Annotated in this window: 11 protein-coding genes; 4 read left to right on the top strand and 7 right to left on the bottom strand. The window is 71.8% G+C overall.

Annotated features, from left to right (window positions below; translation table 11 throughout):
• Positions 1–256 precede the first annotated feature (256 nt).
• The 3 genes from AC08OT_RS14200 to AC08OT_RS14210 form a co-directional block, all read right to left on the bottom strand.
• A complete protein-coding gene (locus AC08OT_RS14200; protein WP_476593542.1) occupies positions 257–577 on the bottom strand; it encodes a hypothetical protein in 321 nt (106 codons plus the stop codon).
• The gene (locus AC08OT_RS14205; protein ID WP_476602902.1) at positions 544–1,317 is read right to left on the bottom strand and encodes a glycosyltransferase; all 774 of its coding nucleotides are present in this window, start codon (positions 1,315–1,317) and stop codon (positions 544–546) included. Before AC08OT_RS14205 ends, AC08OT_RS14200 begins: the two co-directional genes overlap by 34 nt.
• 106 nt (positions 1,318–1,423) lie before the next feature.
• Positions 1,424–1,987, bottom strand: a complete 564-nt coding sequence (locus tag AC08OT_RS14210) for a glycosyltransferase (protein ID WP_476593540.1) — start codon at positions 1,985–1,987, stop codon at positions 1,424–1,426.
• A 261-nt stretch (positions 1,988–2,248) separates the two neighbouring features.
• Here AC08OT_RS14210 and AC08OT_RS14215 point away from each other — a divergent pair, with 261 nt between their 5' ends.
• Complete coding sequence (locus AC08OT_RS14215; RefSeq protein ID WP_476593539.1) at positions 2,249–3,697, top strand: lipopolysaccharide biosynthesis protein; 1,449 nt, start codon at positions 2,249–2,251, stop codon at positions 3,695–3,697.
• Positions 3,698–3,752: 55 nt separating this feature from the next.
• Complete coding sequence (locus tag AC08OT_RS14220) at positions 3,753–5,549, top strand: hypothetical protein (RefSeq protein ID WP_476593538.1); 1,797 nt, start codon at positions 3,753–3,755, stop codon at positions 5,547–5,549.
• Positions 5,550–5,610: 61 nt separating this feature from the next.
• On the opposite strand, the gene AC08OT_RS14225 is transcribed toward AC08OT_RS14220, so the two are convergent.
• Both AC08OT_RS14225 and AC08OT_RS14230 read right to left on the bottom strand, forming a co-directional pair.
• Positions 5,611–6,078, bottom strand: coding sequence for a GNAT family N-acetyltransferase (locus AC08OT_RS14225; RefSeq protein ID WP_476593543.1), 468 nt, complete (start codon positions 6,076–6,078; stop codon positions 5,611–5,613).
• Positions 5,964–6,509, bottom strand: coding sequence for a type II toxin-antitoxin system TacA family antitoxin (locus AC08OT_RS14230; protein ID WP_476602903.1), 546 nt, complete (start codon positions 6,507–6,509; stop codon positions 5,964–5,966). The genes AC08OT_RS14225 and AC08OT_RS14230 overlap by 115 nt, the downstream gene beginning before the upstream one ends.
• Before the next feature lie 180 nt (positions 6,510–6,689).
• Between AC08OT_RS14230 and AC08OT_RS14235 the strand changes: the two genes are divergently transcribed.
• Positions 6,690–7,535 (top strand): aldo/keto reductase, encoded by an 846-nt coding sequence (locus AC08OT_RS14235; protein ID WP_476593536.1) that lies wholly within the window; start codon positions 6,690–6,692, stop codon positions 7,533–7,535.
• An 81-nt stretch (positions 7,536–7,616) separates the two neighbouring features.
• Here the strand turns inward: AC08OT_RS14235 and AC08OT_RS14240 are convergent, their stop codons facing one another.
• Positions 7,617–8,402 (bottom strand): ABC transporter permease subunit, encoded by a 786-nt coding sequence (locus AC08OT_RS14240; protein ID WP_476593535.1) that lies wholly within the window; start codon positions 8,400–8,402, stop codon positions 7,617–7,619.
• The gene (locus tag AC08OT_RS14245) at positions 8,399–9,568 is read right to left on the bottom strand and encodes an ABC transporter ATP-binding protein (RefSeq protein WP_476593534.1); all 1,170 of its coding nucleotides are present in this window, start codon (positions 9,566–9,568) and stop codon (positions 8,399–8,401) included. The genes AC08OT_RS14240 and AC08OT_RS14245 overlap by 4 nt, the downstream gene beginning before the upstream one ends.
• 632 nt (positions 9,569–10,200) lie before the next feature.
• Between AC08OT_RS14245 and AC08OT_RS14250 the strand changes: the two genes are divergently transcribed.
• Positions 10,201–12,132 (top strand): PP2C family protein-serine/threonine phosphatase (locus AC08OT_RS14250; RefSeq protein WP_476602904.1); only part of this gene is annotated, 1,932 nt, incomplete at its 3' end.

The raw sequence follows: 12,132 nt of genomic DNA on the forward strand, positions 1-12,132 counted from the left end.
CATTGATTGTGATACCGGCTTTTGCTGGAATCCCAGGCATCTGGGTAGTCGTTTCCGCAGCCCTTTTGGGTGGCGCTTTCAGGTTCTTGCTGAGGAGGATGCTGCACGAGGATGGTTGAGCCGTTTGCTGCACCAAGCTGAGCTATATATCCATGTGATCAATTCGTGTTACCCTTCGGTCGCCATCCCTCCAGAAAATATGCCGTAAGGTAAATGTTCGGAAATCCTGTGGGAGGACATGATGGATATCAGTGTCTCATCCGTGAGACAGGGGCCGTCCTGCTGCTCCTTCTAGCTCCGTAGAAAGCATGTTCGAGGCTGCTCGTCGCGCTCCGGCCTTCGCCTGATCGTCCCGGTTGTCGGTCGGGATCGGGTCGGGACCCGGATCCGGGGGAGATGCCGCCAGGTCACGGCTGGCCGCGAACAGCAGGTCCTCGCCGGTCGCCGGGCGTAGTCGCAGGTCGGCGAGCGCGCCGACCCCGACTCCGGCCCGGGTCAGGGCGGTGCGCGCGGCGGCGGGGCCGGCACCGTAGAGGACCGCGATCATCTCCGGGCCGGTCGGATCCGGCCGGTACACCAGGTCCGTGCGGCGCAACGCCGGGCGGGGGCGCCGACCGGCAGGGTGAAGCGGGCGTGCGTGAGGTCATCGTCCCGGCACCGGCGCTCCAGGCCCCGATCCGGTCCCCGACCCCGCTGCGGCGCGCGGCCTTGTTCCCCTGCTTCGGCCCGCTTCGCCGCCGGTCCGGCCAGCCGGTCGATCTCGGCGGTGACCACCCGGGCCAGCAACTCGGCGCTGGCGTCCCAGGTGAACCCAGCCGCCCAGGCGCGGGCCGCCGCGGGCGGCTCGGCCAGTAGCCATAGCGCCGTGTCGAGGATCTTCTCCAGCGGCTCGCCCTCGTCGACCAGCCATCCCGTCGTCCCGTCCCGGACCGCGTCGCGCAGCCCCGGGACCCGGAACGCCACCGCGGGCACCCCGAGGGCGGCGGCCTCCAGCACCGACAGCCCCCAGCCCTCACCATGCGAGGGGTTGACCGTCAGCCAGGCCGAGGAAAGCAGCCGGTCGCGGGTGGCGGCATCGGTGTAGCCGTGCCAGCGCACGGCGTCACCGTCCCGGTCGGTCGTGCCTCCCGAGCCCGGAGCGGCCCCCGGGTCGGTGGTGGTCACCGTATCTGGGGTGGTCAGCCCGAGGGCGACCGCGCGGGCGGTCAGGCGTTCGCGGTCCGGGCCGTCGCCGATGATGTGGACGGTGAGCCCGGGATGCGCCCCGACCAGCGCGGGCAGCGCGTCGAGGAGCAGGTCGAGCCGCTTGTGCGGCACGAGCCGGCCGACGCACACGATGGTGGGTGCCGTCGCGGGGCCGCCATCCGAGCCTGCGGGCCCGCCGCCAGCCGGGCCCGTGAACGCGGTGGCCCCAGCGGTCGAGTTAGCCCCCGGCGGCCGAGGTGGTCACCCCGTTGGGGACCAGGAAGCGCGGGCCGGGCAGGCCGAGGATGTCACGGGCCTCGGCGCGGGTCGAGGGGGAGACGACCACCACCGGTCGGCGCCGGTAGACCCACCGGCTGCCCGGCGCCTCCAGCAGCTGCCCGACCCGGGCGACCGGCCCGGGGAAGTACAACGGGAACTGTTTCTGATGAACGTGGTGGAGCACCTGCACGACGGGGGTGCTCGCCGGCAGCACCAGGGGGCTGAAGAACGGGATCCCGTTCTGGCAGTCGACGACGGCGTCGACGCGGTGCCCGGCCCGCCCCAGGCTGGCCAGCCGGGCGAGCACCGACGGATAGACGCCGAAGGTGCCGCCCCCGCGGCGCACCTCGACGCCGCCGACGGACTCGGCGACGGGCGGACCCGGGCGTTCACCGTCCGTGGCCCGCGAGGTCAGCAGGGTGACCCGGGCGCCGGCCGCGGCGAACCGTTCGGCGATCGACTGGCAGAACAGCTCCGCCCCGCCGGCCTGCGGATGCTCCCGGTCCCGCCAGTTGAGGAACACCACGTGCCGGCCGGCGAGGGTGGGCAGGTACCGGCGCTCCCGGGACCCTCCGCGGTGCGTCGGACCCTTCCGGGGGTGTCACGCTGGGGCTTCCCGTCACCGGTGGCATTCCTTCCGTTTCGTTCCGCTCGCCAGGGCTTACCATGTTCGTCTGCAACGTTCGCCTGCAACCTACCGATGTCGGAAAATCGTCGGCCACTTACCATGGTCGGTGTTTCGCTGTGAGTGATTCGACGTGTCCCGTTCCCGGTAGGGAGACTGATGGCGAAGCCCTCGCGTGAGGCTGTGACGGGCCTGCTGGCCGGTCCGGCAGCGCTGGCCGTCGCCGGCATGCTCGTCAACGGGTGCAACCTGCTGATGAACCTGATCGTCGCCCGGTCGCTGGACCCGGACTCCTACGGCGCCGTGTCGGTGCAGGTCAGCATCTTCCTGATTCTCTCGGTCGCGGGTAACGCGCTGCTGATCGCCGTGGTGCAGCACGAGACGTCTGGGCCGGGGGGCACCCGGCGCGAGCAGTGGTCCTGGATCCGGCGGCTGCGGGGCGCCTGCGGCGTCGGCATCGTGATCTCCGCGATCGTCGCGGTGGTGCTGTGCCGGCCGGTGGCCGCGCTGATGTCTTATCCGCATCCGCTCGCGATCGCCGAGGCGACCATCGGTGCCGCGCTGTGGACGCTGCTGTGCGTCGAACGCGGCCTGCTGCAGGCCCGGGGGGCCTATCCGCGCCTCGCCGTCAACTTCGTGGTCGAGGACTTCGTCCGGATCGGCCTGGTAATCGTGCTCGTGCTGGGCGGGCTCGGGGTGAACGGCGCGGGCCTGGGCATCGTGCTCGGCGTCGTCGTCGGCGCCGAGCACGCCCGGTGGGCCGTCACGCGCACCCCGCGGCTGCCGCGTCCGCCCGTGTCCCGGCGCGGGGCGCCTGTGTCCCAGCGCGGGGCGACCGTGCTGCCTGACGACGGCACACCGCCGGCCACCGGGCCGATTCCGCTGCCGATCCCGGCGCCGCGCGCCAGCGCCCGGCACAGCGTCATCGCCGACACCACCGTCGCCCTCGGCGTGCTGATCCCCCTCGCCCTGCTGCAGAATATGGACGTCGTCATCGTCGGCTGGCTGGGGTCCTCCGGGGTCGGCGGCTACGCGGCGATCTCGACGGCCTGCAAGGTACCGGTCTTCATCGGGCTGGCGGTCGCGAACTTCCTGCTGCCCGAGGCGGCACGACGGCGCAAGGAGGGACGCCCCGCCGGGGGCACGTTGGTCGTGGCGCTGGTCTTCGTCGTCGCTCCCGGGCTCTTCCTCGCCGGGCTCGGTCTGTTCGCGGCCAAGTGGTTGATCGGACTCGTCTTCGGGGCGCATCTCACCGACGCCGCCTCCGCGCTGTCGGTGCTCGCGCTGAGCATGACCCTGCTGGCCGTCACCCTGATGTTCACCACGTACCTGCTCGGCGCCGGGGTGCGCCGGGTCGTCGGCGTGCTCGCCGTCGCCACCGTGGCGACGGCTGGGGCGCTCGTCTCGGCCGGCGGCGGATCGATGGCCACGGCCACCGCCGCGCTCGCCGCCGAGTCGGTGACCGCGCTCGCGGTCGGCCTGCTCGTGGTCCAGCTGCATCACACCGACCGCCGGGCGGCGCGGGCCGCCGAGACGCACCGGCGGCCGGCGGGGGGCGTGGGACTACCTGACCCCCAGCCCGGCGAGGGGGTCCCGGCCCGGGTGTGAGGAGTTCCTCTGCCCGACGAGTCCCAGCCCACCCCGCGCGGAGAGGCCACCGCTGATGCCAGCCCAGACCCGTCCGAACGCGGACGGCGGTGAGCCCGGTTCTCCCGGGTCTCCCGGGTCTCCCGGGTCGTCGGGGTCGGTGCGCTCGCCGCTCGCCGTTACCCGCCGCCGCCTGCTCGCGACGGCCGTGGGCCTCGGCGCGACGTCCGCCGGCGCCCTCGTCGCCGCGCGCCTGCTCTCCTCGTCCTCGGGTCCGACCTCCTCCGGTGACCTGCCGCTGAGCCGACCCTCGGCACCGGTCGGCGGGGTCACCGTGGGCCCGTCGATGCCGGCCGGGGCGGTGGCGGGCCTGCCCAGGAACCTGCTGACCATCTATGGCGCACCCGGCACCTTCGGAAACCTCGACGACCAGTCGGCCATCGAGATCGCCGAGGTGCCGGGCTGGGGCTTCGGCCCCGGTCAGGCCGCCTTCCTGTCCGCGGTCGCCGCGGACGGCACCGTCTTCCTCGCGACGACTCCGTTCACCGACGACCAGGCGAAGCTGACCGGTACGGGCATGGAGATCAAGATCTTCGAGCCAGTCACCGAACGGTTCACCCGCCTGGTGATCCCCTCAACGAAGGGCCAGACGAGCCTGCCCCGGGCCGACCCGAACTACCATGGTGTAGGCGGCGGGGACATCTCGGACGTGATCGTCGTGCCCGGCCCGGACGGCACCGAGCGGGTGGTCTTCGTCTCGCTGATGCCCTTCTTCGGCTGGAACACCTCCGTCGACGGCGAGTTGCCGAGCATCGGTCAGCTCCGGCGGGACTCCCTGGGCGGACGGTGGGCCTACGACCAGACGGTATCCAGGACAGCGGCTCAGCTCGCCAGCGCCGCCCCGCCGTACGTGGCGGCGCTGGCCTTCCCGGTGCTCGCGCCGCTGGAGCCGCGCTCACCGCGCGGGCCGTCCTCGATCGCCCGGCTGCCCCGCAGCGGGCACCTGGTCATCGCCCAGTACCTGGGGACCGGGGTCGGCGGCACCGACAACGGCGCCCTGCTCGTTATCGACCTCGCCGGCCGGGTGCGGGCGCACTGGCAGTACCCGCAGGCCCGCCCGCTGGGCCTCGAGCTGGTCGTGAACCCGCGGGAGGTCGTCGCCGATCCCACCAGCGAACCTGATGACGAACGGTTCGTGCTGATCAGTGACGTGCGCGGGCTGGACTTCCGGACCCAGCCCTTCCCCGTGCAGGAGTTCTCCTACTCGGCGTCGCGGGGCACCATCAGCCCGAAGAGCACGGCGGTGCGCGCCGTTCAGGACGGCTCCCGGATGGAGTCGGCCGTGTTCGGCACGGACGGCACCCTGTACGTGGCCCGCACCAAGGCCGACGGGCTGCGGGCGGAGACCCTCGCCGTCTACCCGAAGATCGATGGGGAACGCGGCCTGGTGACCCGGGCCCCCGCCACGGGCAACTGGCCGGTCGACACCTGGGGCATCGCCAACCGCCCCGACTACCTGATCGCGGGCACCGACCGGGGTGGGCTGGTGCGCAGCATCACCGTCGATCCAGCCACCGGCGCGGTGCTGCTCGCCGGGCTCGACGGCCTGGTGCAGGTCGTGCGGCCGGCGGGGCGCGGCACGCGGATGACCTTCCGCACTGACCGGTCGATCGACGTGGGGCTGAGCAGGCTGCGGGGCCCCGCGACCTGGTATGTCGGGGTGCGCCGCGGCGCGGTCGACGCCCGCCGGCGCAGCCTGTGGCTCCCGGTGAACCAGCTGGTGCTCGACGGCCTGCCCTGGCCGTACCCCCCGTTCAAGCTCGATCAGTGGTTGCTGCGCGTCAACCTGGATGTGCTGCTCGGCGACGAGTAGGTGACGGGCGGCCAGCGGGGGCCAGCGGCGCTCGGCGGGGGCCTGCGGGGGCCGGCGGCGCTCAGCCCCCGCCGGCGGCGCCGTGTAGCGGCAGCGCGAGCAGGTAGGGGTCGACGTGGGTGCCGAGGAAGCCGAGATGGCGGTAGAACGCCCGGCCGGGTTGCCGTATCGCGTGGGCGAGCAGGAGCGGCACTCCGACCATGCGATGGACGGTCAGCGACCGCATCACGGCGTCCCGCACGAGTTGGGCGCCGACCCCGCGGCCCTGGTAGCGGACATCGACCGCGAGCCGCCCCACGAACATCGCCGGAACGGGTCCGGTGGACCGGCGCGACCACCGGCGTGAACCGGGGATCCTTTCCAGGGCGGCGGTGGCCAGGCAGTAGTAGCCGGCGACCCGGGTACCATCGACGATCACGAACGTGTTCGTCGTCCGGTCCTGCTGGTGTTCGAGGGCGTGGTGGCGCAGCCAGCCGTCGAGCAGGTCGTCACCGCTGTTGAAGGTGAGCCGGTCCGGGCCCTCGGACAGGGCCGCGGGCTTGGCGAGGGGCACTGCGTAGGATCCTTTCTTGGGACCGCGTCGGACCGCGTCGGACCGCGTCGGACCGCGTCGGACCGCGTCGGACCGCCGGTCGACTGGCCGGCTGGTCGGCCGACCGGGAGGCGGGCAGAGGTGGCGAGGTGCTCCGGCTGCTCCGAGCCCGGTTTCTCGTCGAGGAGCCGGCGCAGCCGGGGGGAGTCCGGCAGCGGCGTGTCGAGCAGCGCCTCGAGCTTGCTCCAGTCGGCATCCGGGACGCGGAACAGGCGGCGGTCGGCGAGAACCTCTCGCGCGTATCGCTTCATGGCCTCGACGGCGAAGTCCTCAAGGGACAGGCCCTCACCCTCCGCGGCCGAGCGGATGATCTCGGCTTCGTCCTGGGGTAGCCGTACCGCGAGTCTGTCGTCCCTGGCGGTGCTCATACTGGCAGTCTGCCCTCCGGGTCTTCGGACCCGTTTCCCCGGGTCTCGCTCGCCGACGTGGGTACCACATCCATCGCGGCCGGGTCGCCCGGATGCCCGGAGGCCGGCCGGAGCGCGGATCCGGTCGGCCGCCCGGCATCTCTTCGTACCAGATCTTCGTACCAGAGAGGTCCTACGCCCGTGGCACTCTCGCCTGTCCCCACCGTCCCGCTCGCGCACGGTGCCCGGATGCCCAGGCTCGGGCTCGGAACCTGGCCGCTGAACGACCGGGAGGTCCAGGGGGTGGTGGAACAGGCGCTCGGGCTGGGCTACCGGTTGATCGACACCGCGCACAACTACGGCAACGAGAAGGGGGTCGGCGCCGGGCTACGCGCCGTCAGCGTGCCCCGCGAGGAGCTGTTCGTCACCACGAAGTTCAACAAACGCTCACACAGCGTCCGCGGCGTGCGCAGGGCCGCGGTGGAGAGCACCCGCCGGATGGGGCTGGACTACCTCGATCTGCTCCTCATCCACTGGCCGAACCCGTGGCGGGATCGGTACGTCGAGGCCTGGAAGGGGCTCGTCGAGCTGCTGAAGGACGGCCAGGTACGCGCGATCGGGGTGTCGAACTTCAAGACGACCCACCTCGACCGGCTGCTGGCCCAGACCGGTGTCGCGCCGGACGTGAACCAGATCCAGCTCGATCCCCGACTCGGCCGGTCCGCGATCCGCGCTTACCACGCGGAGCACGGGATCGTGACGGAGGCGTGGAGCCCGCTGGGCGCCGGCACCGGGCTGCTCGACGAACCGGTGATCGCGCGGATCGCCGCCGCGCACGAGCGCACCCCCGCGCAGGTCGTCCTGCGCTGGCACATCGAGCTGGGCATCGTGGTGGTGCCGAAGTCGGCCAGCCCCAGGCGCCTGGCGGAGAACATCGACGTCTTCGACTTCACGCTCTCCGCCGAGGAGATCGCCGCGATCTCCGGGCTGGACCGGGGCGCCGCGGGGGAGGCGGACGCCCTCGACTCCGACGTGTTCGGGCACTGAGTCCCTGGGAGCTCTGAGTTCCTGGGAGCTCGGGGTCCAGGGACACTCGGGACAAAATAACGTTCTTATTTCCCATTTCCCTTATGAGGTCATGTCCCGGCGCCAGAAGAGGACGACAGCGACCAGCACCATCGCGGTGCAGTAGACCAGCCCGCGCAGCAGCGCGTCGGCGTAGGGCGTGGCGACGGCGGAGCCACCGGTGGTGATCGCCTCCATCAGCTGTACCGGCAGCCAGGCCCGGGCGGGACCGTAGATGCGCGTGACCAGCATCTCCACCGGCAGCGCGTAGGCGACCGCGACCGCGATCGCCGCGGCGGGCGCGCGGAAGACGATCGCGGCCAGGGCGCCGAGCGCGGCGTAGCCGAGCGATCCAGCGCACAGGTTGACGAAGCTCTTGCCCAGTTCGGCTAGCCCCGCCGCGCTGCTCCAGGCGGCCGTCGACACCCCCTTCAGCGGCGCGAGCGCGAAGGACAACGCGACCGAGACCACGGTCGCCACGGTGATGACGAGAACCACGAACGCCGCCAGAGCCAGCAGTTTGCCGGCGAGAAGCCGGAGCCGGTGCGGCTGGGCGACGAGCTGGTTGCGCAGGGTCCCGTGCGCATGGTCGCCGGCGAGCGACGCGGCGACGACGGACAGGGCCACCACGCCGAGCAGGATGCTGACCGCCTGCACCCCCTGCACGACGCCGTTCGCGGCGGACAGCCCGCTGGCCGTGACGGGGTCGCCATCGAAGTCGTTGTGCCTCACCGAGACGAAGGTCAGAACGGTGCCGAGCAGGGCCGAGGCGATGACCGCCCCCAGCGTCCCGAGCAGGAACCGGGTCCGCAACAGCGGCACCCATTCGGCGCGGAAAACCGTGATCATGTGGCACCTGCACGGCTCTGGGCCGGGTCGAGCCCGGCTCCCACGGGGGGCACGCTGCCGTCCGGGGTGTTCTCGGAACGAATGAGGTCGCCGTCGATCTCGCCGGTGACGCGCAGGAAGGTCTCCTCCAGGTTCGGCCGATGGGTGCGCAGCGAGCGCAGGGTGATGCCGGCGCGCATCGCCAGTCGGTTGAGGTCCGCGGCCACCCCCTCGCGGGCATGGGCGGTCACCACCGGATGGCGTTCGCCGACTCCCGCGTCGCACGACGGCCCGGGGCAGAGGTCCATCTCGACCCGAAGGCCGGTCTCGCCGAGGAGCCCGGCCAGGCGGCGGGCGTCGTCGTCCCGCTCGGGCACCATGAGGATCCGGGGATCCTCGGCGGCGAGCAGGTCGGTGACGTGCCCCTGGAACAGCATCCGCCCGCCGTTGATCATCACCAAATGATCGCAGATCTGCTCGACCTCGGTTAGCAGATGGCTCGACATGAAGACCGTCATGCCGGTGCCGGCCAGCTGGCCCAGCAGCGCGCGGATCTCCCGGATGCCCGCCGGGTCGAGGCCGTTCGTCGGCTCGTCCAGGATGAGCAGGCTGGGATCGGGCAGCAGAGCGGCGGCGATGCCCAGGCGCTGCTTCATCCCGAGGGAGTAGGCGGTGAACCGGTCGTCGGCCCGCTCGGTCAGGCCCACCTGTGCGAGGACTTCCCCGACCCGCCGCGCGCGATCGGCGCGGCGCCGCCCGCCGATCCCACGCAGCAGGGCGAGCTGGTCCAGATTGCGCCGGCCGGACAGCCCGGGATGGAACGTCGGGCCTTCGATCATTGCCCCGACCCGGCCCAGGTAGCGGGCCGGATGGGAGATCGGCGCGCCCAGCACGTACCCCTGGCCCGCCGTGGGGCGGATCAACCCCAGCAGCATGCGCAGCGTGCTGGACTTCCCGGCCCCGTTCGGGCCGACGAAACCGGACAGCGTCCCGCGCGGCACCTGGAGGTCGAGATGGTCCACCGCCACCCGATCGCCGTACCGCTTGCCGAGCCCGCGGGTCCAGATCGCTGCCTCGGCCGGGCCCTCGGGCGACCGCCCGGCCGGCCGCGGGGGCCGCGCCGCACCGTGGGGGCGACCAGCCACGTTCGATGCGTGCGTCGGTTCGGTGACCGAACCCGAAGTCATCGTCTGACAGCCTCCCAGATCATGCATTCAACTCCCGGAGATCGGTCGATCCGTCACCCTCCACCGTGACTCCGTCATCCACCGTGCTCTATGGGGAGTCGTGCCCGCGGAGGCCGTCGTGGTCGACCAAAGGCGCGGCCGCTGGCGGGACCGGCACCGGCACGGGGGCCGATCGAACTCCCGTGCCTCCCGGCGGTACGCACTGGGCGCCGTCGGCGCCGGGCGCCGCAGTGGCCGGACCAGTCCCCGGCTCGGGATCCCGGCTCGGATCCGCCGTGCTCAGCAGGCCTAACGAGTGGACCACAGGCACCGTTCCAGCTCCCGGCACTCCGGAGCGCTCGGTGCCGTGGGAATCCGGAGGTTTCCGCCTTGTCCGAAAGAGTGGCAACGTGCCGCTATGTTTACTCATTTCCAACACGTCATCAAACAAGCACTGTGAAAGTCTGGGGCTAGACTGAGGCTGGAGTAGGTCCGCGCCGCCGCCGAGGTTCGCGATCATTCGGCGCAGCACATTGAGTGCGGCGCTCATCGTTCCATCCGTGAGATGGGGTAGCTGTCGTACGAGCCTCCCCGGGGGACCCCGCACGTCACCCGACACAACCGGCGCCCGATGGCTGGACGACAATCTGCACATGGGCGAGACGGCTGGCCTTCGGCGCGGCATCCGGGTGCTGACGTTGCTCGCCAGCATCTCGATCATCGTGATGCTGGTGTTGGCCGTGGTCTCCGCCCTGCGGTCACGTCATGCCGCGACGGAGCGGAGCAGGCATCTGGACCCGGCGGCGACTACCACCGCGATGCTCCTGGCCGACTTCGTCGACCAGGAGAATGCTCTGCGTGGCTACATCATCACCCGGGACCGGGGTTTCCTTGTCCCCTACGACGAGTCCGCCAGCTCCATCCCGGTCCTGATGGCACAGCTGGACGCGTTGCTGGCCGACTTCCCCGTGCCGCGCGCGCAGCACGGGGAAGTCGGCCGGGCGTACCGGGACTGGCGTCGCGAGGTTGTCCAGCCGGAACTGGCCGCGATGACGAGGGGAGACACCGCCGCTGCCCGGAATATCGTGCGCACCAACGCGCGCCAGGACTTCGACCTGCTGCGCCGCGAGGTCGCGGAGCTCGCCGTGGCGATCGACCGCGAGCAGGTCGAGGCGTCCGGGCGGGTGGAGAGTGCCTCCGTGCTGCTGCTGAGCTCGCTGGCCAGTGCGATGTTCGTCATCCTCGGGTTCCTGCTGACCATTATGATCATCTCGCGCCGATGGCTGCTCCGCCCGATCGGAGCGTTGCAGCGATCCGTCAACGCGGTGGCCGCCGGTCGCTACGACACCCGGATCCCCTCCGTCGGCCCCAAGGAGATCGTGGAGCTGGCCGCCGACGTCGAGACGATGCGCGCCCAGCTGGTGCGGCTCGTCCGCCAGAACGAGCGGTCGTGGGAGGCTCTGGCCCAGCAGGGACCCGCTGTGATCGCACTGCGGGACGCGCTCACGCCCTCGCTCCTGCGGGCCCGCGGCCTGGTCCTGCACGGCCGGGTCGATCCGGCCGAGGGCGAACTGGCGGGGGACTGGTACGACGCCTTCGAGCTGCCCGACGGGCGGGTCGCCGTCGTGGTCGGTGACGTCTCCGGTCATGGAGCCGCGGCCGGGGTCTTCGCGTTGCGGCTCAAGCAACTGCTTGACGCGGCTCTGTCGACGGAGATCGATCCCGGTCGGGCCCTGGAGTGGACGGTGGACAACCTCGGTGAGATCGAGGAGATGTTCGCGACCGCGATCATCGCCGTTGTCGACCCGCGGACCGGGGACCTGTCCTACGTCAACGCCGGTCATCCCGACACGCTCCTGCTGCGCCGGGCGGTGCCCGGGAACATGGCCTCGGCGGGCGAGCTGCCCGCGGGCGCGGGGTGGGTGGATGCGGTGTCGGTGGGTGCGGTGTCGGTGGGCGAGCTGCCCACAGGCAAGGTACCCGCGGACGCGGTGCTTCCCGGCGGGGCATCCTCACGCGAGGTACCCGCTCCGACCGCTCACCTGGTTGGCCCCCGCGATCCCGCCCGGCCGGGAGGCGGCCCCGGTGACGGGGTGGGCGGATCCGCCATGGCGGCTGCTGTTGGACCCGCGCATGCTGTCGGATCGGCCCGCGGGTCGGGGGATGGGGCGAACGGTGCCGGCCCCGAGCCCGGGCGGGTGCCGGGACCCGGTTCCATCGTCGGCTCCGGGCTGGGAACGGCGCAGGTCGTTCGGCTGCCTCCGACGGGCCCGTTGATGTCGAGCCTGCTCGCGGAGCCCGGGGCGTGGGGAATCCAGACGCTGCGGCTCGAACCGGGCGACGTGCTCTTCGCCTACACCGACGGACTGGTGGAGGCGCGTGACGAGGCCGGGCGGCAGTTCGGGCTGCACCGGCTGATCGCCGAGATCCTCCGTGATCCCACGCGCACGCCGGTGGCGCTGCTCGACGACGCCTTCGACGCGGTTCGCCGATACGCGCCCGGGCGGCAAGGCGACGACCGTACGGCGATCATTCTCGCCCGCACCGCCCAGTGTGGCTCCACGATCGCGCCCGGAGAGCCTTAT

The organism is Frankia sp. CgJB1 (assembly GCF_977947065.1).